This window comes from Bacillus sp. L_1B0_5, from assembly GCF_000836715.1.
In the GTDB taxonomy this organism is placed as follows: domain Bacteria; phylum Bacillota; class Bacilli; order Bacillales; family Bacillaceae_G; genus Bacillus_A; species Bacillus_A thuringiensis_S.
On record NZ_JXIS01000007.1, the window covers coordinates 75,936 to 100,038 of the forward strand.

The window sequence follows — 24,103 nt, forward strand, 5'->3', positions numbered from 1 at the left end:
GATGTATTGTGATGATGGTCAATATTATAATTGGAGCTATCATTTTTGGTTATGCAGCATATACGTTAGTTAATTTTGTAAAGAGAAGTAAAAAAGGAAAATGCGCGGCATGTTCTTTAAATAAGTCATGTCAGTCGCAAACTTGTAGCCCGGATATGGAGCAAATTGCTCATAATAAATAGAAAAAAGCTTTGCGAATTTCGCAAAGCTTTTTTGTTTTACTTTTTACTTTTTAATTTTTACAAGTTGAGAAGCTTCTACGCCTTTGTAACCAGGGAATTCTTTACTCGGGTCTTTATCAAATTTTAATACACCTACAGATTTTTCATCACCTTTTACATTGCTGTAAGTTGCGTCATCGACAATCGCATACATATCTGTATATGCACGTCCACTTCCGATAATTGTGTTGCCTTCATATTTTAATTTCGCTCCATCAAGTGTAGCATTTTCTACTTTCTCTTTTGCAAATAATACACCTTGTTCTGTTGTTACAGCTGGTAATTTATCAAGTGGCTTCGTGTTGTCTTTTTCATCAACTTTGCTAAGTAACTCTTTTTTCATTAGTTCTTCACCAGTTTTCTTATCCATTACAAGAACTTTTTTACCATCTAATGTTGTCATTTTCATTTTATAGAAGTCTTTTTCTTTCACTTCTTTTTTGTTTTTATCTGTAATTTGTTGAACTTGTTCTTCTGAGCCGTACAGTACAAAACCGTTCGCTTTCTCTCCTAATAAAGAACAACCTGATAATGCTCCGAATGAAATTGCTGCTGCTAATCCGATTCCTACTAATTTTTTCATGATGATTTCTCCTTTTATATGTTTTATAGTAAATACAATTTTTGTATTATTGCTTACAAGTGAAGAAGCTTGTTTGTTGCTTCTGGTATTAGTGTATAAGAAATATCGGAATGCAACTATCGAGTTAGCTTACAGTAACATTACACTTATGTAATTTAGTGAAATTGCACAAAAGTAAGTTAATTCCAAAGAGGGATAATGAGAATATATTAGAAATACAATATTGTATATAGAATGTCATATTATAATGGATGTATTTTGGAAATAACATGTAAGGACATATTAGTTTTGTTATAATAAACACATAGGCTGTAAAAATGAATATTCTTTACTGTAAAGGGAGATTTTTCAGTTTTCCAAGTAGTGAATTTGAAATATGAGGTATATCATAGGAGGAATTTAGATGTCTGTATTTAAACGATTAAGAGATTTAACAATGTCGAATGTATATTCATTAATTGAAAAAGCGGAAGATCCAGTTAAGATGACGGATCAATATTTACGCGATATGCAAGCGGATGTACAAGAAGCTGAGAAAAGTGTAGCAGCTCAAATCGCGCTTGAGAAGAAATTCAAAATATTATTTGAAGAGCAAGAAGCACTTGTGAAAAAACGTGAAGAGCAAGCTCATATGGCTGTTCAAGCTAATAACTTAGATCTTGCGCGTCGTGCATTAGAAGAAAAACAAAATGCAGAGCAAAAGATGAATGAGTATAAAGCAAGCTACGAGCAAAATAAAGCTGCTGCTGATAATCTGCGTCTTAAGCTAGAAGAAATGCGCAAGCAATTAACAGAGCTGAAAAATAAACGTGAAACACTTGTAGCACGTGTAAATGCAGCGAAAGCACAGAAGAATATTAATCAGGCGATGTCTGGATTTGATTCGAATTCAGCAAAAGCTGGTTTAAGCCGTATGGAAGAAAAAGCTCTTCAATTAGAGGCTGAAGCGGAAGCAAGCGGTGAAGTTTATAAGAAAGAAAAATCATTAGATGATGAATTCGCAAGCTTAAACAAAAATTCTGCTGTTGATGATGAATTAGCCCGTATTATGAAGCAGTATGAGAAATAATATAGAATAGAGACAAATGAACCGACATGTCTAAACAAATTCATGTCGGTTTTCTATTACCCCGCATTAACGGGTAGTAAGACTCCCACCTCTACTTTTTGTGAAAGCAGAGAGGTGGGGGGAGATCTACTGCCCGTAAATGCCCGATTGGTTCAACTAATAATCAGCGGGGAATGAACACCTCCCCACTGATTAAAGTTTCACTTTATATTTAGAGGAGGTTTTGCAATGACATGGATGAATGTAGTTGCCATGCTTGTATGGACTGGAGCGAGTGCAGTACTTTTATTTGCAATTATGTGGGTTGATTCGATTTTTACAAAATACAATGATTTAAAAGAAATCAAAAATGGAAATACAGCTGTAACAACTCGTTTTATTATGAAATTATTTGCACAAGGGTACATTTTATCTCAATCGATAACGAAAGCAAATGATTTATGGCAAGCACTTCTTGCATCAGCAGTTTCTTTCGTTATTTTATTAGTGGTAGAAATGTTTATCGAATTCGTATTAAAGAAAATGTCTGGTCTTGATTTAGAAGAAGGTACGAAAGAAGGTAGCGTTGCACATGCGATGTTAGCCGGATCATTACATATTGTTGGTGCACTTATTTTAGGTGCTTGTTTATAAAGAGAAAAGGAGGGGTAGATCATGAGTTTATTTAAACGAATTAAAAATATAATGAAAAGCCCAGAGCCACCGAAGCCGGAAAAGAGTCTTTTAACGTTAGCTCCTGGTGATATGATTGAAGTTTCATTAGTCATGTACGAATTAACTGGGAAAACGAGTATGCATTCTCGCAAGGAAATTGTTTTAACACTGCAAGACGGGAAAGACATTCGTTATTTAAAAATTGAAGATCGTGAAAATACGTATTACAAATTATATACACCAATTGATGGTCGCTTAGATTCAATTGAGGAAATTCCGACGACAATTGAAATGGATGATACTGAGTATCATATGGAAGAACAATATAACGGACGTGTTGTTGTGATGGGGAAAACACCATTCTCCGCTTCAGAGGAACAGTACGTATGGGAATTCCAATCAGATAATCGAAAATTATTGCGTATTGAATGGCAAAATGGTCGCACAATGATGTATGAGGGAGAAGCAATCATTCCTGCTGATGTACAAATTATAAGAGCAACGTAAGGGGGCCTAATCATGTCAAACCGATTGTTTACCATGATTAAATCGTTTGTGATCCCTATACTTGCTATCGTTACATTACTTGTTGTTGCTGGTTATGCCTTATCAGGTTGTCAAGGCGGGCAGACAAAGTCGATTCAAGACCGTTATCCACTTGAATCTGTTGCTAAGGAAGGTAAACAAGAATCTTACGTGTATAGGGCCGCCAATCGGTCAGTTCCTGAAGTCGCGAAGGAACTTATAGCCGAAAGGAAACCGAAACAAGCATCTAAAGAAGACGAAAATCAAATGTTTCTCGTTTATTCGGATAAAATGTATAACCTTCAAAAGGATAAAGAGAAACCATCTGATACGTTAATTGAAGTGAGTAATGAAGAATTTGTCCGTCAAAATTACCAACCGTCCTTCTTGCAAGGATATATTATGGGTAGCATATTAAACGATATATTCGGTTCAAGAAAATCATCGCCCGGTGATTATCGAGGATATAATGACAGACAAAATCATAAACCAGTTATTCCAGAGAGACCACCTACGAAAGAAGAAAAGAAAACCCCACCTCCAATTACGAAGGAAGGGAAAGGGTCTATCATTAAGCGAGGCGATAATGTAGATTCGAAACCATCAGTAGGTGATAAGGGAAGTATTACTGAAAAAGGAAATAATACGACGCCTCCACCTTCTACTGGAAGCAAAGGTAAAATTACAAAAACACCAGGCGGTTCAAGCGGATCAGATGTGAAGCCGAAATCATCTATTAAAACGCCGCCAAGAAATACATCACCCCCGAAAACGAGGGTTGGTGGTTCAGGGAAAATTACGAAGAGAAGATAGTAGAGAGACCGAAAAGTGTGAGTTGCTTTTTGGTCTTTTTTTGTGGGAATTAATTCCTTATAACTGGTACAATTGAAGTATAAGGAGGGGATAGTATGACTACGTATAAAAGATTTAGTGTAATTATGTTCCTTGTATTATTCCTCAGCTTGTTTATTAGCACGACAATGAAATTTCATTTTGTAGTAGGTATTCTATGGATACTGTGTACATGCACTTTATTTTTGTATATCCCGCTGCGTTTTCAACATGAAGTGACGGCTTTTCAAAAGTATGTAGCATGGATTAAACGTGGGAGTCGGTGGGGCGAGTAAAAATATATCTACTTACTGAAAAAAACTGACAAATATAGCAACTTAATAATAAAAAGAGGGTGTGCCAAAATTTGGCATACCCTCTTTTACATAACGATTAATGAATATCACGTTTCTTGAAATTACCGCCTTTTACTTCTGCTACGTCATAAACTGTAATAAAGGCGTGTGGATCGATTTCATTAATAAGTTCTTTCATTTTACTTTCTTCTAAACGGTTAATTACGCAAGAAATTTCTTTGAATTTCTCTCTTGAATAACCACCGTATACTTCGTTATATGTTGCACTTCGGCCTAAACGATCGCGAATTGTTTCTACCATTAATTCAGGCTCTTTTGTGATGATTTTAAATGCTTTCGAACCACTTAAACCAACTTCAACGATATGAATCACTTTCGAAGCGATAAAGTAAGCAATTGCCGAGAGGATAGCTCCTTGAAGACCGAATACTGTTGATACGAAAATAAATACGAACATATTTAAGAATAAAATAAGGTCACTCGTTCCAAATGGTAACTTACGAGAGAGCAATACAGCTAGCATATCGATTCCATCTAATGCGCCACCGTTACGTAATGCTAGTCCCATACCAAAACCGATGATAATACCACCAACAACTGTAACTAATAATGTATCGCCTTCAATAATAGCTGGTATTCCGTGCATGACAACGGTACCTATTGCTAATGAAGCAATTCCGATAATAGAATAAATCGCGAAGCTTTTACCAATTTGCTTATATCCTAACCAAACGAAAGGAATGTTAATAACTGCGATTAGAGCTCCTAATGGCAATCCAAATAATCTTGAACTAACGATACTTAAACCAGTCACACCACCGTCTGATACGTTATTTGGAATTAATACTGCTTCTAATCCGTACGCTGTGATAAATGCCCCAATAATAATCATCAAAGCTTTCGAAGCAATTTTTAGCTTATTGGGCTTGTTTTTGATAATTTTCTCCATATAATTTCCTCGTTTCAAACTAGTTTCTTGTTTGTTACATAATTCACACCTAAATTTTATTTTAACATTTAATTTGAAAAATTTCTCCTTTAATGGATGTATGCAGGGAATATTATGACCATATTATTATTTTAAATACAACTGTAGAAGAGTAGAGAGTGGTCATAATTTTAATATGAAAAAGTAGAATGAATAGTATGGATATATACATTTGGGGCACTAACCTTAGGGAGGGGATTCTGTGGGATACTGTACGAAATGTGGAAATGAAACGAACGAGGGCAATAAATTTTGCGGACAGTGCGGGGAGAGTCTTAGCTATAAAACGGTAGAGGGAAGTTTTCCAAATAGCAGTTCTAATAGTAGTATAGAAGTTTTTTCTTTAGTTGGTTTCATCACTGGATTAATATCTTGGTTTATAAACTTATGGGGGCTTATTGGTAGTGTAGCTATCGTATTTTCTATATTGGGTTTAAACAAAAAAGTGACAGGTACGAGTAAAACATTTGCTATTGTTGGATTAGTTTCTGGAATAATTAATGTGTTATATGCTGTTGCGTTACTTATTTAAATCTGATGAACTGAAAGATATAAAAAAGGCCCCCTTTGTATAAAGCGTTCAGGGGACCTTTTATTTAATAGCTATTAAGAAACAATAAAACTAAGGGCTGTTAGGAATAAAGCGAAACCTAAAATAGTTCCACATATTTTCATATGGCGCTTACGTCCCATTACGACAATCGCAACATATTCACGGATCATTGCGTTAGGCCAGTAATAAAAGGCTGTTTTTGATCCGATCCCTTGGCTGTTAAGACCAGCTTGTCTTGCATATATACCAGCGCGGAAAAGGTGAAAATTATTTGTGGTAAAAATACTTTTATATTTACCTTCAGGCTTTAAAGAATCCATAATTTCTTTAGAGAACAACATATTTTGATATGTGTTTACAGAGCGATTTTCTTGCACTGTATGTTCAATCGGAATGCCTTTTTCAACAGCGTAATTTTGCATTGCTTCTGCTTCAGGAAGTCCTTCATCTGGACCTTGACCGCCAGAGAAAATAATTGTTGGTGGTGTATTCACAGCAGCTTGTTTCCAATAAAAGTCGATAGCTTTATTAATTCGGCTTGCAAGTAAAGGTGGTACTTTATCATTAATTAAGCCGCTACCGAGAACGATAATGAAATCTTGATTACGTCTTGGTCTGTTGAATTGGTATAAAAAATATGCGCTTAAGAAGTTAGATAAATGCACAAAGAAATACATAGTTATAAGAGAGATAGCAGCAAAGATAAATTGAAAATGCTCTGAGAATAAATTTGCTGGATTTATGATAGGGAGCATTATAAAGAATAAAATCCCTAAAGCAGCAATTAAAGTTAAAGAGTTTGTGAAGCGTCTTCCTTCACGTTGCATTAAAATTTTTGCATTAAGAAAGAGTCCAAACATTAAAGCAACTATAGCAAAAGGAATCATTACAAGTAGTGCTAACATGGGGATGATAACGATGAAATGTAAATCGTTATTACCAGACTCAAATGAGGCTATAGCGCAAAATAATAGAAATGAACAGATAAAGGCATTAAATAAAAAGCCGTTTATTATTTTTCGCGGATCTTTTAAATAGGAGATAAGAAAAATAATAAATAATATAAGGGGAATAATTCCGAAATACATCATAAATATAGTACACCTCAATTTGTATAAGAATTTGACATACCTTTTATATTACATGATTTTATAAGTGAAAATGAAAGAAAAAGGATTTTGAATTTTCTCAATAAAATATATAGATACGTATGTTACAATATATTCAAAGCGATATATTAAAAGTAAAATGGTTGAAAAGGCACTCAGTAGAGTGCTTTTTCTTTTTGTATGCAATTGTGCATATTATATTTTTTTTCAAATGAAGAGGATTACAATATAAGTTGTAGACAGACTTTATAAAGCAGAATTTAATACAAACATTTCCCTCGACTTTTTGTATCTAACAATCGTATAACAATAAAGAATTCTGTTTTATAGTGTCTGTTTTGAAAGGTGTCTTTTTGAAGGCGCCTTTTTGTTATTAGTATAGATAGTTTTCACTGTTGGTATAGTGGAAACTATCTATACTAAACATTAGCAATCTTCCGTATAAATATTATCAATTTACTATATATTCCAGTGGTGTTAACCTACATATGAAAGGCTTTCTTTTTCAAAATATTACCCCTAATAAAATTTTGAAGAAGTCAACTGTCTCCAAACTTGTCTTTATGCTTAAGGAAAAAGCACTCAATTTGAGTGCTTTTTCTTATTGAAACATGCTATTTTTCTAGGCGATTTTCATAAAATAAAAGTAAAGAAATGAAAGTGGGTGACAAAATGCCGGCAGTTGTGGAAGGTGTTATTATTGAAAACTGTAATGGAACAATTAATGTAGGTGATAAATATAACGTACAGCCGATTGAAAAGACGAAAGCTTACAATGGATCGGGATCATCAAATACAGGAATGAAAGTACAAACGTTTAGCGGGATTAGTACGGCGGATGTAAGGGATAATGATGTGTATGATCAAGTTATTCAATCAACGTTATAATTTTAAAATGCAAAATTGCATAAAGTAACATGTTTGTTGTATGTTACACTTTAGCTGTGAGCTGTTAATGATTCTTCTGTATTATAGTTGTTAGATTGGAAATATAACATCTTATCCCGCATTAACGGACAGTAAGACTCCCACTTCAAGAGTCAGCTGTAGTAAAGAGGTTAAGAGGAAGATTAACTGCCCGTAAATGCCCGATTGGTTCAACTAATAATCCGTAGGGGTGCCCCCACGGATTAAAGTTTCACTTTATCGAAAATCATACATGAAAAAGACACTTCAACCGAAGCGTCTTTTTTTATTTTAATGATACCCTTTAGCAGAGTCTTTATGAATTTTATTTTTAAAGATACTGTAGCTCCAAAGCTGATATCCAATAACGATTGGTACCATGACCATTGCAACGAAGAACATAATTTTTAAGTTTAATTGACTACCGGCTGCGTTGTATAACGTTGTACTGTATGCGTCGTTAATACGAGATGGTAACATTCTTGGGAACATACCTGCAAAGCCAGTTGTCATAAACATTGCGATTGTTAGGCAAACGAATGTGAATGCAAGGCCAATTTTATGTTTGTACACCATAATAAGTGCGAGTACACTCATTAGCATTGCAAGTACTGGAAGAATGAATAGTACCGGATATTCCGTAAAGTTTTGGAATAAGTTTGTCCGATTAGCAGTTGCTACATAGAAGATAGCTAAAATAATAGCTGCTGCCATTGAAAACGGTCTTGCAATTTTATAAGCACGGTCGGATACTTCACCAGTCGTTTTAATCATGACCCAAAGGGCACCGGATACGACAAATATAGCAGTGAAGAACAACCCTCCTAAAATACCGTAATGGTTTAGTAAGCTAAGTAAATTTCCTTCATAGCCATTTTTTCCGATTTGTAGTCCGTAATACAAGTTAGCAAATGTAACACCGAATAAAAAGGCGATTAAGAAACTCCCAATTGTAAATGCCCATTTACAAGTTTTTTGCCAAATTGGTGAATCATCTTTATGCATGAACTCCAGTCCAGCGGCACGAGCAAACAGTGCAAGTAATACTAAGAATAACGGTGTATAGAGATAACTAAACATATTGGCATATGTGACTGGGAAGGCAGCAAATGTTGCACCACCAGCTGTAATTAACCATACTTCATTACCGCCCCAGAATGGGCCAATTGCTTCTTGTAATTGATTTCGTTCTTGTCGATCTTTCGTAACGAAAGGAAAAATCATTCCGTTACCAAGTGCATACCCGTCAAGAATGAAGTAAACTGTCCAAATCACGCCCCATAAACCAAACCAAATGATTGCAAGCATATCATGAGACATGAGCCACGCCTCCCTCAGTAGCAGGATCTTCTAATGCTGCAGGTCCTTTTTTCGCGAACTTCAGCATTAAGTATACGTCTGCGATTAAAAGTAAAGTGTAGAACAAAATTAAACTAATTAATGAGAACCAAATTTGCGGGACAGATATAGGTGATACAGATTCTGCGGTACGCATTAGTTTATATACTGTCCAAGGTTGACGACCTACTTCAGCGACAATCCAGCCAGCATTAATCGCAATGTATGGAAGTAAGACAGACCATATTGTAATTTTTAAATAACGTTTTGAGTTTTCTAGTTTTCCTTTTCGGTTTAAATAGAAGCCATACCAAGTTAATGCCATAAAGAACATACCAAGTGCAACCATTAAGCGGAAGCTATAATACACGAGGTTAACATTTGGACGTTCATCTTTCGGAATATCTTTTAAACCAACAATTTCGCCATCAAATGAGTTTGTATAGAAGAAGCTTCCGAGTTTTGGAATCGTAAGGAATTCAAAGTTTTTCTCATTTTTCACATCAGGAATTTGAACAATTGAGAAGCCTTGTCCTTTTCCAGTTTCCCAAACTGCTTCCATCGCAGCTCCTTTTGCGGGTTGATATTTAGCTGCTGATACACCAGATTGATGTCCCATAAACGGTGTAATTGTTGCGGCGAATAAGCCTAACATTAAACCAAACTTAAATGATTTTTTGAAGAATTCCACTTCATTTTTACGCAATAAGTGATAGGCACTAATTGCCATAACGAAGAAAGCACCTACGATATAACAACCAATGACAGTATGGAAGAACATGTTCCAAGCATATGGATTTGTAACGAGTGCCCAGAAATCATTTAATTCAGCGCGGCCATTACGTACTACATAGCCAACAGGGTTTTGCATAAAACCATTTGCTGTAATAATCCAAAGTGCGGAAATATTTGTTCCAAGTGCAACCATCCACATACAGAAGGCACGGAACTTTGGTGAAATTTTGTCTTTACCGAATAACCATATTCCCATGAAAGTAGATTCTAAGAAGAAGGCAACAAGTGCTTCAATTGCAAGAGGTGATCCAAAAATGTCTCCCATATATTTGGAGTACTCAGACCAGTTTGTTCCAAATTGGAATTCCATCGTAATCCCGGTTATAATCCCCATTACGAAGTTAATTGTAAATAATTTACCCCAGAAATTTGCCATTTTACGGTATGTTGGATTCAATGTGCGGGCGTATTGAGTTTCCATACATGCTACTAAAATGACAAGTCCGATTGTCAAAGGTACAAATAAAAAGTGATAAAAAATAGTAATTGCAAATTGAAAACGACTCAGTAACAGAACGTCGGACATAATGAATATTCACTCCTTTTTTACATTATCTACAATCAGTTTATAGTGAAAATACGTTTAAAATAGAGGGGACTTGTTACAAAGGTGTGTGTATATTTTGAAAGAATTATGTCGATTATCTGAAAACATCCTATTTTTACTATAAAGCAATATCCTTTTTGAGTTTTTTAAATTTTGGTACACTATATAAGTAATGTAAATGAGAGAAAAGAGGGTTTTTTATTATGAAGTCATTAGAAGAGATTTTACAATACAATGAAAAATTCGTTGAAGAGAAAAAATACGAAGAGTATGAAACAGGAAAATTCCCGAATAAAAAAATGGTAATTATCTCTTGTATGGATACTCGTCTTGTTGAATTATTACCAAAAGCAATGAATATGCGTAACGGTGATGTGAAAATTATTAAAGTAGCAGGAGCTGTTATCTCACATCCATTCGGAAGTATTATGCGTAGTATTTTAGTTGCTGTATATGAACTTGGTGCTGATGAAGTTTGTGTAGTTGGTCACCACGATTGCGGTATGGCAAAAATTCAGGCAAGCAGTACAATTGAGAAGATGAAAGAGCGCGGTATAACAAATGAGAAATTAGATACACTCCGTTATTCTGGAATCGATTTAGAAAGATTCCTACAAGGATTCTCTAGTGTAGAAGAAAGTGTAGAACATAGCGTATCGATACTTCGCAACCATCCATTACTTCCAGAAGAAGTACCTGTTCATGGTCTTGTTATAGATCCTGATACAGGAAAATTAGATTTAGTTGTGAATGGTTACGACAATTAAGAATTTACTTTGTCATCCTTTTTATCTGGGACAGGATCAAATCCTCCCGGGTGGAAAGGGTGACATTTTAATATACGCTTACAAGTAAGCCAAAAGCCTTTGAGTGCACCATGTTTTTGAAACGCTTCTAATCCGTAATGAGAACAAGTCGGATAAAAGCGGCAAGTTGGTGGTGTCATCGGAGAAATGAACTTTTGATAAAAGCGTATAATCCCAATAAAAATCTGTTTCATAATGGTCTCCTTTTCAGCATAGTCTTAAAGTATTATAGCACGACTGTACATAATACTTTACTAATGTGCATTTCCGTTATATCATATTGGATATAACGGAATTAAATTAAAAGCGGGAGAGATGTTGTATGCCATCAGTAGAAAGCTTTGAATTAGATCATACGATTGTAAAGGCACCTTATGTAAGACATTGCGGAGTTCACAATGTAGGTAGTGACGGTATTGTAAATAAATTTGATATTCGTTTCTGCCAACCGAATAAACAAGCAATGAAACCAGATGTTATTCATACGTTAGAGCATTTATTAGCATTTAATTTACGTAAATATATTGATCGTTATCCGCATTTTGATATTATCGATATTTCACCGATGGGCTGCCAAACAGGATATTATCTTGTAGTAAGCGGAACACCGACAGTACGAGAAATCATTGATTTATTAGAATTAACATTAAAAGATGCGGTTCAAATTACAGAAATTCCAGCTGCAAATGAAACGCAATGTGGTCAAGCGAAGCTTCACGACTTAGAAGGAGCACAACGCTTAATGAACTTCTGGTTAAGCCAAGATAAAGATGAACTTGAGAAAGTGTTTGGATAAAATAAAAAACTGCCTGTGAAAGGGCAGTTTTTTTATTGTATTAAGAGCGAACATGTTCTTTTTTTATGAAAGTATACTAGACACTCCAATATATAAAACAAAGGCAGAACAGAGAAAATAAACAAATGCTTTCGTTTTTTGCTGCTCTTTTATTTCATCGATTCCAAAAAGGATACACATAATACTTAAAAGGATAAACACGTAAGGTAAAAGAATAGTGAAGTTTGCAAAGAAGCTAAATAGGGCGAGAGAAAGAGCGATAGTGGCGATTATAATTTGAATGTTTTTTAACATGGAATCCCCCTTAAGTAGAAAGAAATAGTTACTGAGAGAAAATAGTTCTACATGCTAAATTGGTCGGAAATTCATTTTACATATAGCGAAAGTAATACGATATTAAAACGAATAATATAAGACCAGAAACGAAAAAATACGGGATACTCATTGATTTTCGGCCAGATTTCAATTCATTAATTCCTAGAAGAATAAAGGAGCAACTGAGAATAAATTGTACGTATGGGAGAAGTGAAAAATTATCGGTAACATGGATATAAGTATTTAGAGTGAGTAAGAGAAGCATGAGAAATGCTAAAAAACTCCGTAATATAGTTAGAGTTAGCATTGTATAGCCTCCTTTAGACCATTTATCGGAATATTTCTGTGAAACCAATAAATAAAGCAGCGGCACCTGCTAGTAGAGCGAGCACACTACCTCCTGTTTGCCGTTTTAATATTTCCTCTAAACTTATGGTGAGGGCCATAACTCCTAAAGAGATAAACATATACGGCATTATTTCTCTATTACTAGTAAAAAATCCATAGATTGCTATACATAAAGCAATAAGTGATAAAGTAATCCGTACTCCTTTTATCATAAAAGACCTCCTCTATTTTATGTAGGTAATGATGAGAACAATCCAACTGAATGCTCCAGCAGCGATACAAATAACCCCAGTTCCGGACTCCTTTTTCTTTATTTGTTCAAATGCGATGAGAAACATTAAAGCCCCTAATAGAAATTGTGAAAGAGGTAAAAAATTATTTTGACCTGTATATAATCCAATTGCCGACATAACGATCACAGTGAGTGCTACTATGATGCGAAGTATACGAAGCATATTAGGAATTCTCCTTATTCTTTTTTGTATAAGGATTATCTTCTAGTTTATCGACCGAATGTTTATAAGCGTAGCCTTTATTAATTGTCATGATGGAGAGTACAAGGATGATTAGGACGATGATAATACCGATAATTAATATTTTGAACATAAAACCCCTCCTTTTCTTTATTTTACATAATTTTGTAATTGATGAAAACAATAGAAAATAAAAGGATGAAAGAAGGGTGTTACATGGAGACGAAAAAAACATATTATATATCAATAGGAAATGGTCAAATTTCACAAGTGAAGACGGCGGATACGTATAATTTTGAGATTTCCGCAAATGATGAGGAAATTACGGAATTAAGAGAGCACTTTGATCAAGCATATGTAGAAGATTTAGGGTCATTTGTACGCTCCCACGTTCCATTCGTTGAGTATCATCACGATTCAAATAATGACCGATATGATGAACAACTACAAAAAGCATATAAAATGATTTACGATTTAGGAAATCATGAGACGAAAGAATTAGTCGCGCAAATGGGAATAATCAATGGATTGTAATTGGATAATATTATGCAGAAAAGCGAGAATATGCTACAATTTGTGGTAGGAAAAACTTGTAACCATCAATAGGGGAGTAATGGCATGTACAAATTTAAAGATTATTACCACAACACTGTACAATTATCGTTTGAACGTTATCCATTTTCTCCTGAGCCAAAGCATGTTTGGGTTGTATGCCGGTACGGGGATCAATGGTTATTAACGCATCATTTACGTCGCGGTCTTGAATTTCCAGGTGGTAAAGTAGAACTAGGGGAAACACCGGAAGAAGCGGCAGTTCGAGAGGTTCATGAAGAAACCGGCGGCATAGTTTCTGATTTAACTTACTTAGGACAATATAAAGTATCTGGAAAAGACAAAATAATCATTAAAAACATTTATTTTGCAACAATTAGTGCGGTAGAAGAACATACGCATTACGAAGAAACGAAAGGGTCTGTTTTATTAAAAGACATTCCTGACAACATTAAAACGAATAGAAAATTTAGCTTTATAATGCGCGACGATGTATTGGCGCGTACGATGAAACATATAGAAGAAATCGGCTGTTTTACGAAGTAAAGTGGCCGGTTTCTTTTTTTGTATGTAAGAATAAATGTAAATATATCTTTATATTATTTTGGGTATATTATACAATTTTGTGAAGATATATTTGCATTTTAGGAGGGGAAAGATGGAGAATAGAAAAGAAACGACTGTTGCTGTGTCTATGGTTAAATTAAATGTCTATGCATTTCTTATAATATTTGTTTTGGCATTTGGAATTAGTTTTTTACATGCACTTCTTTCAGGCGGGGTTCAAGTTGAAATTACGTTACCAACTGTGTTTCTTTTTATTAGCGCAATGATTGTTCTCGTTTGTATTCATGAGGCAATACATTTAATTGGCTTTCGCTATATCGGAGGTGTTCCGTGGAGTGAACTAAAATGGGGCGTTAATTGGAAATTAGGTGTTGCATATGCTCATTCTAAACAGGCGGTTACAGTAAAGCAAATGAAGAAAGTGTTAATGCTTCCGTTTTTACCAACTGGAATTTTGCCAATTGTATTGGGATTAGCTATGAATCTGGAGCCACTCTCATTTTTAGGAATTCTACTAACAGCAGGTTGTATCGGCGACATTGCCTTATATCAAAAAGTTTCAAAATTTCCAGATGATGCGCAAGTGATAGATCATCCGAGTAAACCGCAGTTTACAGTATATGAATAATAAGAGGAGGCGTTTTTGAACAACTGCCTCCTCTTATTATTTTTTGTCGGTGAATCAATATATTGTGAAAATTGTTGATATAATTTAATTACTATTATTGTGTTTTTATCTCCACCTCTAAAAACGAAAGCACCTCCAACAAATCATCTACGATACGTGAATGCTTAAAATCACCCCAAAACGAATCTTTTTTCCAAACACCAAGAATTCCTACTTGTTCAGAACCAAGCACATCGTTTTCTGGATGATCTCCAACATAAAGACATTCTTCTGCCTTAACATCTAGTTTTTGCAAAGCACGTTCGAAAATTTCAGGGTGAGGTTTTTTAATTCCTTCAGCTTCTGAAACGAGAATGGTGTTTGTATACGTATGTATATGTAGTGCTCGAAGGTTGCTCATCTGAAATTCAGTAAAACCATTTGTGATAATACCAATTTTAATGTTTCGCTGTTTTAACTGTTGAAGTAGTTCATGCGTGTTTTTGAAAGGAATACAATGATGTTGGAAGTTTGTAATATAGTCGTGTAGCAGTTGCTCTTGCGTTAAAGTAGTAATGTTGTATTCGGAAAGGAGAGTAGCATATACTTTATCCTTCCACGTATAGCCATTATTATCGAGTTCAAGAAATTGAGAACAATACTCTGATTTCTCTATACTCATCAAATGTGAGGAGAAGCGATTATATTGCTCACAAATAAATTGTTCTAAAGATTGGCGCCGATCTAATAGTGTTCCATCTAAGTCGAATAAGATTGCACGAATCATGAGAAGCCTCCTTGCAGTTTTTATAATTAATTATCGCATATTCGTAAAAAAATGATTATGATATTTTGTAGAATGGAATAATGGGGGATTGTATGAAGAAACTGTATGGCAAGTTAGTGTGTTGTATTATAGCAAGCAGTTTAGTTGCAGGATGCGATAGTGCTATCGAGGTTACGAAAGAAAAAGAAATTTGTAAAATAGAAGAAGTTTGCACGCAAATAGGAGATAAAAGATTACAAAAAGTATATAAAAAGATAGAGGGACTTTCAGAACTTGAAAAAGTAGAGGATTATGACATAGAAGAGTATGAAAGTATGAATATGAAAGAGGCGGAACAGAAAAAAGAAGAGGATGACAATTACTTTTTTTTAGCTTCTTATTATATCGATGATGATGAAATTGTAGATCCTTATTTTGAAAAATTGGATCGTAAGAGATTGAATAAAGTTTTTGCAGATGACGAAGTAGCAAAAGATGATTTGTTAAGTCAGCGACAAGATAGAGAGTATCATGAAACCTTATGGGACATGTATCGCACTCTCGTCCCAGTGAAATATCGTGAGAATATAACAGGATTTGGTCTAATAACAGATGGTTATGATGGCGTTGTTGCCCATGTCATGCCAAGTATGGATGACCCGAGAGATTGGGTGCTTAGTTTAGATGTGCTTGATTCTGGGGTGAATATAGATGAAGTGATGAAAACATTAATTCATGAAACGGCTCACGTATTAACGATTGGACATAAACAAGTACCAGTGGATAGAAAGTATTTAGAGGCGTTTGATGAAGAGAAAGACATTTCATCATATCGAAATAAATGTAAAACGGTGTTCGTGAAAAATGGATGTGTGAGAAAAAGTTCGTATATTAACCAATTTTATAATGAATTTTGGAAACCAATTGAGCAAGAGTGGACAGAAAAGAAAGTAGAAGAAAGTGAAGAGGCACAAATTGAATTTTATAAAGAAAAGCATGATGATTTTGTATCACTATATGGAACAACAAATGTAACGGAAGATATCGCAGATACATTTACAGCGTTCATTTTACAAGATTCAAAAAAGGTGAAAGAAGGTACAGAGTTAAAATATAAGAAAATTGCTTTCTTCTATCAGTTTCCTGAGCTTGTAAAAATGAGAGCGGAAGTGCTGTCGGGATTATATGATGTTTCAAAAACGATAGAACAACAAAGTGGAGACTAATGTGAGTTATGCTTTCGATATAGTTTCGTTAAAGAAAAGCGTGAAGAATTTTTAATTCTTTGCGTTTTTTCTTATGTTGATAAAATTGAAAATTCTGTATTTTTATTAAAAAGAAGAAGGAACTGGAGGCACAAAAGAGAATTAGTATAAAAATGTCACAATTTAGACACAATTATAATGCGCGTGTTGTAGGGACTATAAGTTTACTCTCGAGGAGGTAATGAAACGTATGAAAACGATTCTTGCTGTTGCTGGTCTCATTTGGGTAATGTCTCACGGTTTTCCGATTTTTGAAGGGGAGCAAATTCGTAGTGCTTTGAATGAAAAGTTTAATGATTATCATGTGATAGATCGAAAAGATAATGTCGTTACAGTACGTGTGAAAGACTGTTTCCATACAGTTACGGTTGCGGATGGAAACATTACAAATGAAACGAAAATGTGTGATAAAAGGTAAAAGAAAGAAGCTGACTATAGCGCACTGTTTTGAGTCAGCTTCTTTTTCTTTTTCCAATTAGAATTTTTTCAAATGCCTCAACAAATACATACATAAGAGTTGCAAGAACACATGTGAGTAGTACGCTAAGTAAGACGAGTGTGAAGTTAAAGACTTGGAATCCGTAGCTAATTAAGTAGCCAAGTCCTTGTTTGGAAACGAGAAGTTCTCCGAAAATAACACCGACCCAGGATAAACCAACGTTTACTTTTAACGTTGAGATAATTGCTGGAAAAGATGCAGGGAGAACGACTTGCTTATAACATTGCCATTTATTTGCACCAAATGTGTCCATCACTTTTATATAGTTAGAATCGACTTCTTGAAATGCACTGTAAATAACGAGAATGGTAATGATGATGGAAATGATTACTCCCATTGCGATAGAAGATGAAATGTTTGGACCGAAAATAACGATGATGATTGGACCGAGTGCAACTTTTGGCATTGCATTTAGGACGACGAGATAAGGATCAAGTACGCGGGCTAGAAGTGGCATCCACCAAAGGAACGTGGCAATAATAGCACCAAGTACTGTTCCGAGAATGAAGCCTACTCCTGTTTCCAGTAATGTCGTCCATATGTGGACCCAAAGTGAACCGTCGATCCATTTCGTTAAGAAGAGATCCCAAATACTCGAAGGAGAGCTAAAGAGTAAAGGATCAATCCATTCTTTTTTACTAGCTATTTCCCATAGTGCAAAGAAAAGAATAAGTAGTAAAAGTTGTAGCGAGCGAGCAATCCAAGCGCGTCTGCGTTCGTTCTTTCGAAATTGTTCATGTAGTTGTTTTATATTATCCAAGTCGTTCCAGCTCCTTCCATATATCTTGAAAGAGGGCTGGGAAATCGTAGTGATGGCGTGCTTCTAACGGTGATAAAGAACGGATACTTTCCGGGACGATAAAGGTTTTTGCGATTTTTCCGGGATTCGCTTGCAGTAAATAAATACGATCACTCATCGCAATCGCTTCTTCAATATCGTGAGTAACAAGTAGTGATGTTTTCTTATATTTATTTAGTAAGTTGAAAACGAGTTCTTCTAGTTTTAACTTCGTTTGATAATCGAGTGCGGAGAATGGTTCATCTAGTAATAAAATTTTCGGATCAGTCGCTAATGTTCGAACGAGAGCGGCACGTTGACGCATACCGCCGGATAGTTCACGAGGATATTGTTCTTCTACACCATGCAGACCGACTTGTTTTAAAAGGTTTAAAGTATGTTCTTTCATCTGCTCATCATAAATCTTTCTAATATGAAGTCCGAGCATAATATTTTCTTCAATCGTTTTCCAAGGGAATAAGTAATCTTGTTGCAACATATATCCCATAGATGATGTTTTCGTTGTAATCGGTTCACCATCTAAAAAGACGATACCGTCAATTGGATCAAGTAGCCCAGCAATGATTGAGAGGAGCGTTGTTTTACCGCAACCACTTGGACCGAGTATAGAAATAAATTCGCCTTCTTCCACTTGTAAGCTCATATCTTCGAGAATAAGTTTGGCATTCTCTTTTGCAAAAAAACAGTGAGAAACGTTACGTATTTGTAAAAAACTCATACCCTTCGCCTCTATTTCTTAATAACGCTTTCGGCAATTTTTGTATTGACGAGCGCTTCATGTGGGACTTCTTTTTGTAATTCGCCAGCGTCTTTCATAATAGTTTGGAGCTGTTTCCATTCTTCCGCATCTAATAGTGGATTTGTTGCATAAGAATGTTGCTTTTTGTACCGTTCAATTACTTTTACTGTTATGTCTTTTGAAGTGTCTTTAAATAGCGGGGAAACGGCATCAGCAATTTCTTCTGGACTATGTGTATCAACCCATTGTTGTGCTTTATAGAGCGCACGTGTGAACTTTTCAGCAGCAGCTTTATCTTTCTTTAAGAAACTTTCTTTTGCCATGAACGTTGTATAAGGAACAGTACCAGATTCATTTCCGAATGAAGCGACGATATAACCTTTACCTTCTTTCTCAAGTATACTTGCAGTCGGTTCAAAGAGCTGTACAAACTCTCCAGTACCAGATGCGAAGGCATTTGCAATATTAGCAAACTCGATATTTTGAATTAAGTTTGTATCTTTATGAGGATCAATGCCGTTTTTCTTTAAAACATATTCCCCCACCATTTGCGGCATGCCGCCTTTACGCTGTCCTAAAAACGTAACACCTTTTACATCATTCCAATTAAAAGAGTCTAGTTTTTTACGTGAAACTAAAAATGTCCCATCTGTTTGTGTAAGCTGTGCGAAGTTAATGACAGGGTCTTTCGCTCCTTGTTGATGAACGTAAATAGACGTTTCAGAACCGACGAGAGCAATATCAATTCCGCCAGATAATAGGGCGGTCATCGTTTTATCGCCACCAGCTGTTGTTTGTAGGTCAATATTTAGTCCTTCATCTTTAAAAAATCCTTTTTCAATCCCAACATATAATGGGGCATAGAAGAGAGAATGGGTAACTTCGCCGACGCGAATGTTTTGAGTTTGTTCTTTAGTACCTTCTTTTTTACTACTACAAGCAGCAAAAGTAAAAACAGCTAGTAACATGATGCAAAAAATCGCGATTAATTTTTTCACTATATAACACCTCCTAGAAGTCACTCTACAAGCATGATATGTAGGTAAGTGCCCATATGTGAGTGTAGATAGCAGGAATTTTTTGGGTGGTAAAGAAGTACAAATATAAGGGGTGATAAAATGGAGTACGAATACGATAATAGCGTACATTTACATCTTGATTATTTCGGGACAGAATGTGATATGGAATCGATTGCTTATAAGAGGAAGAATGAAGACGTATGGGATGTGTATTTTAATTTTGGAGTATACGGTATTCAGAAAGACGATGTAGAGTTAGGGAGATTTATGGACGAATATGCTGGTCATTACGTTTTTTCTGTACATGCTCGCGATCTTAGCTGGGAATTTGGAAGTGCCCAGTTTGAAGAGTGGGTTTTGAAAAATCGGATAGTAGAAAAAACGCTACAAAAATAGGAGGAATTTTGTGATTGGATTTCTCATCTTATTATTTATTTTTGTGGCCGGATTTTTTATCATGCAAATGCTTATTTACCGATTTGCAAAGAAAAACATCCATAAATATACAAAAATAAAATGGTTTCATATGTGGCTACATATGAATATGAAAAAAGGTCCGAGATTAGATTTTTTTGATTTTGTAATTATAGTACTCGTATGTATCGTATGGAAAATATGGCTGCTTCCTTTTATATAATACACATGCTAATCATTTTCTCTTTTATCATAAAATAACGAAAAGAACCTGTCTTGTGGCAGGTTCTTTTCGTTATAGTAATAGTTGTTAAAAATGAGCAACGCCTTTTTATTAATTTTTTCGTATTTTCATGTGAAATCTTTAATAGCATTAAGGATTTCTAAAAAGTAGTTATTATATCATAAAGTGGAATGCTGAAATTAACCTTTTCAAGAATGAATAATTTGTATACCACAATTTAACTATTGATTAAGGAAGTATTAAGGAAATATATTTATAGTAGAAGCAAGTTTGCAGACGAAATATAGGATATATGTTATTTTAATACAAATAGTTTTTTCGATGCGGGGTGAAATTAATACATAGAAACGAGGGAATGAATTGAAATATGGTTCTACACTTTTTCATCTTCCAAAAAGAAATATATTAATTTCTAGCATTATAAGTAGTATGGTGACATTATTAGTAATAACTATGCTGTTTATGATTTTAAAGGTTTTTAATTTAGACATGATGAAAGATCATTTAAATCAAAAGCTTGTTTTAAGTGTTATGATGATTTTCATATGGGGCATAACATTTTATATTACGCATTTCAATAAAAAAGAGATGTCTATATGTAAGGCATCCCTGAGAGTGCATTTTATATTATTTTTGCTAGCTCATACAGTAGCATTATTTTATATTGTCATGCAAGTTAATATGAGTTTCATAGAGACAATGAATTGGATTTACATTTATAATATGCAGTTTATATTAAGTGTTGTAGTAATTTATGCAATATATATTCTTGTATATAATTTAATAGGTAAGGTTTTTCTAAGTATGGTTTTAACGAGCTGTACGTTAGTCATTTTAGGTATTGTGAATTATTTGAAGCTTATTTTCAGGGGTGATCCGTTATATCCTTCTGATTTCACACAAATTACGCATATGCAATCTGTTATACCGATGGTGATGGACTATTTTAGCTGGAGTTATATTTTTGTCATTATCTTAAGTATCGTAGCTTGTATTGTTGCAGGGATATATATGAGAAGATATATTCAAAATGTAAAGATTCATCTAGGAATAAGAGCTTTATTAGTAGTAGGATCTATTTTTGTTCTATATGCGTACGGTAATTTTGCGAATACATTTATGAATAAAGTATTTCAAAAGTCAGGTGTAGATTTTGTTTTGTGGAATCAAAATGAGAACTATGCTTCAAATGGTTTTGTACTAGGGTTTATTAGCAATTTAGATACAACAGTTATGGAAAAACCAAAAAATTATTCTAAAGAAAATATGCTTCAAATAGCAAACGATATAAAAAAACAATATAGTGGAAATATAGGGAACGAAAAGAAAAAAGAGAAACCGAATATTATTTTTGTAATGAGTGAATCGTTTTGGGATCCGACGAAAGTAACCAACCTTTCATTTAGTGAAGATCCTGTACCAAATTTACATCATTATATAGAAAACTTTCCTGGTGGACAAACTATTTCTCCTACATTTGGGGGAAATACAGCGAACGTTGAATTTGAGGCATTAACGAGCTATTCAATGAGTTTGTTAAAGCCAGGTTCTATACCATATCAGCAGGTTATTACAAATAAGAAAGAAATTCCATCAATCCCTACGGCGTTGAAAAAAGAAGGTTATTACACAAGTGCAATTCATTCATTTGGTCGCACATTTTTTAAACGTGATGATGTATATAAGGTGTTAGGATTTGATAAGTTTAATGCAGATGACACGATGGAAAATGTGGATATTGATGGAGATTATATTAGTGATTTAGCGATGAGTAAAGAGATAATTGCTGAGTTAGAGAAACAAAAACAACCTACATTTATTCATGCAGTTACGATGCAAAATCATTTTCCATTTACAGAGGGCCGATTTGGTGAAAACCTAATAGAAATTAGCGGTCTAGAAAATGAAGAATCAAAGGGAGAATTAGAGACATATACAGAAGGATTAAGACGTTCAGATGAGGCTCTTCAATATTTAATAGAACAACTAGATAATTTAGACAGACCTACATTATTAGTATTCTTTGGAGATCATCTTCCATCATTAGGAACAAATAAATCTTTTTATAAAGAAAATGGGTATATAACGAATGAAAAAACACCGAGTGAACGTTTATCAATGGCGCAAACGCCGCTATTAATGTATGCAAACTTTGATATGCCAAATGATAATTTAGGTTTAGTAAGCCCAATCCATTTTTCTAATCTTATTTTTGATTATACAGGATTAAATAAATCCTTATTTTATCAATTTTTATCGGAACTTTACAAGGAAATACCAGTGCTTAGAGATGAATTAAAAGTTGATAAAAATGGAGAAGTAATCAATGATTTAACAAAGAAACAAAAAGAAATGTTAGAGCAATATAAAATGCTTCAATATGATTTACTCGTTGGAAATCAATATAGTAAAGATATCCTCTTTAAATAAAAGAAACAAAAAGAACTTGTATAACGATACAAGTTCTTTTTTCATAGTATTTAACGGGGTAACCAGACAAGCTGGGTTTAGGGAGTATTACTTGTACATTTAGTATATATGAAAATGTAATCGTTTTATTTGTGTGTTTGTGAGAAATGTGTGAATTTTATGTTTTGTAAAAAAACGATTATGTTAACTTTCATTCTTGTATTGCAGTTGTTATGCCTGTAAAAATTTTATCAGTTCTTTATTTAAGTCATCCGCTTGATCGATTGGTGAACCATGGCCACTATTTGTAAGAGCATGTAACTGAGAATTTTTAATTCGTTGTTGCGTAAGCTCAGCACTTTTGTAAGGAATTAGTTGGTCGTGAACGCCGTGGAAGATTTTCGTTGGGACGTTAATTTTATTTAAATCTTTCGTTACATCTTCATTTGCAGCTGCTTGTAAAATTTTGATAAGGGCATAAGAAGCGGACTGCATACCGAGATAAGAAAACCATTCAAGGGTTGCGGCTCCTAAGTTTCTATTAAAAAAGGATAAAGATACATCATTTAAAAATTTTGGTAAATTAGCATACATTTGATTAATAAGAGCATCTGCTTGTTCTTTCGGTACACCGTAAGGGGACTCTTGATTTTTAACGAAAGAGGGGGAGACAGCGTCAATTAATGCGAGCTTAGAAATACGGTGCCCGTTATAGCGAGACATATAGCGAATAGAAAGAGCACCACCAACTGAGAAACCGACTAACGTAGCGTTCTCTACTTGGAGTGCTTCTAGAACAATTGCGATATCATCGGCTAATCGATCATACGTGTAACCAGTCCATGGTTTATCAGATTGCCCATTCCCTCGTATATCCATGGCGATACAGCGAAAGCCATGCTCGGGTAAAACATTGAGTTGATATTGATACATTTGATGATTTAAAGGCCATCCGTGAACGAAGAAAACAGTCTTACTACCTGGACCAGGATTAACGTCTTGCACAAAAATATGCACATCTTTCTCGACAGTAATAAACATAAATGTCC

General features: G+C 34.6%; 33 protein-coding genes. 18 read left to right on the forward strand and 15 right to left on the reverse strand.

Features of this window, described 5'->3' with window-relative positions; genetic code table 11:
* The first annotated feature begins 11 nt into the window (after window positions 1–11).
* The gene (locus RT27_RS02400) at window positions 12–182 is read left to right on the forward strand and encodes a FeoB-associated Cys-rich membrane protein (RefSeq protein WP_000989598.1); all 171 of its coding nucleotides are present in this window, start codon (window positions 12–14) and stop codon (window positions 180–182) included.
* A 43-nt stretch (window positions 183–225) separates the two neighbouring features.
* Here the strand turns inward: RT27_RS02400 and RT27_RS02405 are convergent, their stop codons facing one another.
* Window positions 226–804: a lipoprotein BA_5634 family protein gene (locus tag RT27_RS02405; RefSeq protein WP_029443487.1), complete on the reverse strand. Its 579-nt coding sequence runs from the start codon at window positions 802–804 to the stop codon at window positions 226–228.
* Window positions 805–1,207: 403 nt separating this feature from the next.
* Between RT27_RS02405 and RT27_RS02410 the strand changes: the two genes are divergently transcribed.
* From RT27_RS02410 to RT27_RS02430, 5 genes are all read left to right on the forward strand, one after another.
* A complete protein-coding gene (locus tag RT27_RS02410; RefSeq protein ID WP_000110281.1) occupies window positions 1,208–1,873 on the forward strand; it encodes a PspA/IM30 family protein in 666 nt (221 codons plus the stop codon).
* Window positions 1,874–2,101: 228 nt separating this feature from the next.
* The gene (locus tag RT27_RS02415; protein WP_000220087.1) at window positions 2,102–2,506 is read left to right on the forward strand and encodes a DUF350 domain-containing protein; all 405 of its coding nucleotides are present in this window, start codon (window positions 2,102–2,104) and stop codon (window positions 2,504–2,506) included.
* A gap of 21 nt (window positions 2,507–2,527) precedes the next feature.
* Window positions 2,528–3,034 (forward strand): DUF4178 domain-containing protein, encoded by a 507-nt coding sequence (locus tag RT27_RS02420; protein ID WP_000051755.1) that lies wholly within the window; start codon window positions 2,528–2,530, stop codon window positions 3,032–3,034.
* A 12-nt stretch (window positions 3,035–3,046) separates the two neighbouring features.
* A complete protein-coding gene (locus RT27_RS02425) occupies window positions 3,047–3,865 on the forward strand; it encodes a DUF4247 domain-containing protein (protein WP_016079958.1) in 819 nt (272 codons plus the stop codon).
* A 95-nt stretch (window positions 3,866–3,960) separates the two neighbouring features.
* On the forward strand, window positions 3,961–4,179 hold the full coding sequence (locus RT27_RS02430) for a hypothetical protein (RefSeq protein WP_000214757.1): 219 nt from the start codon (window positions 3,961–3,963) through the stop codon (window positions 4,177–4,179).
* A gap of 97 nt (window positions 4,180–4,276) precedes the next feature.
* Here RT27_RS02430 and RT27_RS02435 read toward each other — a convergent pair whose 3' ends face one another.
* A complete protein-coding gene (locus tag RT27_RS02435; RefSeq protein WP_000411240.1) occupies window positions 4,277–5,149 on the reverse strand; it encodes a YitT family protein in 873 nt (290 codons plus the stop codon).
* A 241-nt stretch (window positions 5,150–5,390) separates the two neighbouring features.
* Here RT27_RS02435 and RT27_RS02440 point away from each other — a divergent pair, with 241 nt between their 5' ends.
* On the forward strand, window positions 5,391–5,720 hold the full coding sequence (locus tag RT27_RS02440) for a zinc ribbon domain-containing protein (RefSeq protein ID WP_016079960.1): 330 nt from the start codon (window positions 5,391–5,393) through the stop codon (window positions 5,718–5,720).
* 74 nt (window positions 5,721–5,794) lie between these two features.
* Here the strand turns inward: RT27_RS02440 and RT27_RS02445 are convergent, their stop codons facing one another.
* Window positions 5,795–6,829, reverse strand: coding sequence for a YdcF family protein (locus RT27_RS02445; RefSeq protein WP_042969141.1), 1,035 nt, complete (start codon window positions 6,827–6,829; stop codon window positions 5,795–5,797).
* 675 nt (window positions 6,830–7,504) lie between these two features.
* Here RT27_RS02445 and RT27_RS02450 point away from each other — a divergent pair.
* On the forward strand, window positions 7,505–7,738 hold the full coding sequence (locus tag RT27_RS02450; protein WP_003308072.1) for a spore germination protein: 234 nt from the start codon (window positions 7,505–7,507) through the stop codon (window positions 7,736–7,738).
* A gap of 309 nt (window positions 7,739–8,047) precedes the next feature.
* Here RT27_RS02450 and cydB read toward each other — a convergent pair whose 3' ends face one another.
* Window positions 8,048–9,076, reverse strand: coding sequence for a cytochrome d ubiquinol oxidase subunit II (gene cydB / locus RT27_RS02455; RefSeq protein WP_043935220.1), 1,029 nt, complete (start codon window positions 9,074–9,076; stop codon window positions 8,048–8,050).
* Window positions 9,066–10,415 (reverse strand): cytochrome ubiquinol oxidase subunit I, encoded by a 1,350-nt coding sequence (gene cydA, locus RT27_RS02460; RefSeq protein WP_001286164.1) that lies wholly within the window; start codon window positions 10,413–10,415, stop codon window positions 9,066–9,068. Before cydA ends, cydB begins: the two co-directional genes overlap by 11 nt.
* Window positions 10,416–10,639: 224 nt before the next feature.
* Here cydA and RT27_RS02465 point away from each other — a divergent pair, with 224 nt between their 5' ends.
* On the forward strand, window positions 10,640–11,203 hold the full coding sequence (locus tag RT27_RS02465; RefSeq protein WP_000838168.1) for a carbonic anhydrase: 564 nt from the start codon (window positions 10,640–10,642) through the stop codon (window positions 11,201–11,203).
* On the opposite strand, the gene yidD is transcribed toward RT27_RS02465, so the two are convergent.
* A complete protein-coding gene (yidD, locus tag RT27_RS02470) occupies window positions 11,200–11,436 on the reverse strand; it encodes a membrane protein insertion efficiency factor YidD (RefSeq protein ID WP_000809334.1) in 237 nt (78 codons plus the stop codon). The two genes, RT27_RS02465 and yidD, sit on opposite strands and share 4 nt — an antisense overlap.
* A gap of 128 nt (window positions 11,437–11,564) precedes the next feature.
* On the opposite strand from yidD, the gene luxS reads away from it, so the two are divergent.
* Entirely contained in the window at window positions 11,565–12,038 is a 474-nt protein-coding gene (luxS, locus tag RT27_RS02475) for an S-ribosylhomocysteine lyase LuxS (protein ID WP_001141371.1), read from the forward strand.
* Window positions 12,039–12,101: 63 nt separating this feature from the next.
* Here the strand turns inward: luxS and RT27_RS02480 are convergent, their stop codons facing one another.
* The 4 genes from RT27_RS02480 to ytzI form a co-directional block, all read right to left on the reverse strand.
* Window positions 12,102–12,332: a YczI family protein gene (locus tag RT27_RS02480; RefSeq protein ID WP_043935222.1), complete on the reverse strand. Its 231-nt coding sequence runs from the start codon at window positions 12,330–12,332 to the stop codon at window positions 12,102–12,104.
* A gap of 350 nt (window positions 12,333–12,682) precedes the next feature.
* Entirely contained in the window at window positions 12,683–12,913 is a 231-nt protein-coding gene (locus RT27_RS02485; RefSeq protein WP_016079966.1) for a DUF3953 domain-containing protein, read from the reverse strand.
* Between the two features lie 12 nt (window positions 12,914–12,925).
* Window positions 12,926–13,156, reverse strand: coding sequence for a DUF3953 domain-containing protein (locus RT27_RS02490; protein ID WP_043935223.1), 231 nt, complete (start codon window positions 13,154–13,156; stop codon window positions 12,926–12,928).
* Window position 13,157: 1 nt separating this feature from the next.
* A complete protein-coding gene (ytzI, locus tag RT27_RS02495) occupies window positions 13,158–13,307 on the reverse strand; it encodes a YtzI protein (protein ID WP_000472791.1) in 150 nt (49 codons plus the stop codon).
* An 83-nt stretch (window positions 13,308–13,390) separates the two neighbouring features.
* Between ytzI and RT27_RS02500 the strand changes: the two genes are divergently transcribed.
* From RT27_RS02500 to RT27_RS02510, 3 genes are all read left to right on the forward strand, one after another.
* Complete coding sequence (locus RT27_RS02500; RefSeq protein WP_000448409.1) at window positions 13,391–13,708, forward strand: hypothetical protein; 318 nt, start codon at window positions 13,391–13,393, stop codon at window positions 13,706–13,708.
* Window positions 13,709–13,792: 84 nt separating this feature from the next.
* A complete protein-coding gene (gene mutTA / locus RT27_RS02505) occupies window positions 13,793–14,272 on the forward strand; it encodes an antimutator 8-oxo-(dGTP/GTP)ase (RefSeq protein ID WP_000276385.1) in 480 nt (159 codons plus the stop codon).
* A gap of 112 nt (window positions 14,273–14,384) precedes the next feature.
* Window positions 14,385–14,921, forward strand: a complete 537-nt coding sequence (locus RT27_RS02510; RefSeq protein WP_043935224.1) for a DUF3267 domain-containing protein — start codon at window positions 14,385–14,387, stop codon at window positions 14,919–14,921.
* A gap of 94 nt (window positions 14,922–15,015) precedes the next feature.
* Here RT27_RS02510 and RT27_RS02515 read toward each other — a convergent pair whose 3' ends face one another.
* Entirely contained in the window at window positions 15,016–15,687 is a 672-nt protein-coding gene (locus tag RT27_RS02515) for an HAD family hydrolase (protein WP_043935225.1), read from the reverse strand.
* A 92-nt stretch (window positions 15,688–15,779) separates the two neighbouring features.
* Here RT27_RS02515 and RT27_RS02520 point away from each other — a divergent pair, with 92 nt between their 5' ends.
* Together RT27_RS02520 and RT27_RS02525 are read left to right on the forward strand one after the other, a co-directional pair.
* Window positions 15,780–16,892, forward strand: coding sequence for a hypothetical protein (locus RT27_RS02520; protein WP_043935226.1), 1,113 nt, complete (start codon window positions 15,780–15,782; stop codon window positions 16,890–16,892).
* A 229-nt stretch (window positions 16,893–17,121) separates the two neighbouring features.
* On the forward strand, window positions 17,122–17,349 hold the full coding sequence (locus RT27_RS02525) for a hypothetical protein (RefSeq protein ID WP_000849112.1): 228 nt from the start codon (window positions 17,122–17,124) through the stop codon (window positions 17,347–17,349).
* A 34-nt stretch (window positions 17,350–17,383) separates the two neighbouring features.
* Here RT27_RS02525 and RT27_RS02530 read toward each other — a convergent pair whose 3' ends face one another.
* From RT27_RS02530 to RT27_RS02540, 3 genes are read right to left on the reverse strand one after another with little or no spacing between them, the layout of a single operon-like run.
* A complete protein-coding gene (locus RT27_RS02530; RefSeq protein ID WP_000368798.1) occupies window positions 17,384–18,190 on the reverse strand; it encodes an ABC transporter permease in 807 nt (268 codons plus the stop codon).
* On the reverse strand, window positions 18,183–18,947 hold the full coding sequence (locus tag RT27_RS02535; protein WP_000009022.1) for an ABC transporter ATP-binding protein: 765 nt from the start codon (window positions 18,945–18,947) through the stop codon (window positions 18,183–18,185). Before RT27_RS02535 ends, RT27_RS02530 begins: the two co-directional genes overlap by 8 nt.
* 11 nt (window positions 18,948–18,958) lie before the next feature.
* Entirely contained in the window at window positions 18,959–19,966 is a 1,008-nt protein-coding gene (locus RT27_RS02540) for an ABC transporter substrate-binding protein (RefSeq protein ID WP_000733140.1), read from the reverse strand.
* A 120-nt stretch (window positions 19,967–20,086) separates the two neighbouring features.
* On the opposite strand from RT27_RS02540, the gene RT27_RS02545 reads away from it, so the two are divergent.
* The 3 genes from RT27_RS02545 (at window position 20,087) to RT27_RS02555 (ending at window position 23,075) form a co-directional block, all read left to right on the forward strand.
* Window positions 20,087–20,383 carry a DUF3986 family protein gene (locus RT27_RS02545; RefSeq protein ID WP_043935227.1) on the forward strand — a complete coding sequence of 99 codons (297 nt, stop codon included), beginning with the start codon at window positions 20,087–20,089 and terminating at the stop codon, window positions 20,381–20,383.
* Between the two features lie 10 nt (window positions 20,384–20,393).
* Window positions 20,394–20,624, forward strand: coding sequence for a hypothetical protein (locus RT27_RS02550; RefSeq protein ID WP_000578980.1), 231 nt, complete (start codon window positions 20,394–20,396; stop codon window positions 20,622–20,624).
* Between the two features lie 381 nt (window positions 20,625–21,005).
* A complete protein-coding gene (locus RT27_RS02555) occupies window positions 21,006–23,075 on the forward strand; it encodes an alkaline phosphatase family protein (protein WP_043935229.1) in 2,070 nt (689 codons plus the stop codon).
* 210 nt (window positions 23,076–23,285) lie between these two features.
* Here the strand turns inward: RT27_RS02555 and RT27_RS02560 are convergent, their stop codons facing one another.
* A complete protein-coding gene (locus RT27_RS02560) occupies window positions 23,286–24,095 on the reverse strand; it encodes an alpha/beta hydrolase (protein WP_016079974.1) in 810 nt (269 codons plus the stop codon).
* Window positions 24,096–24,103: the final 8 nt, after the last annotated feature.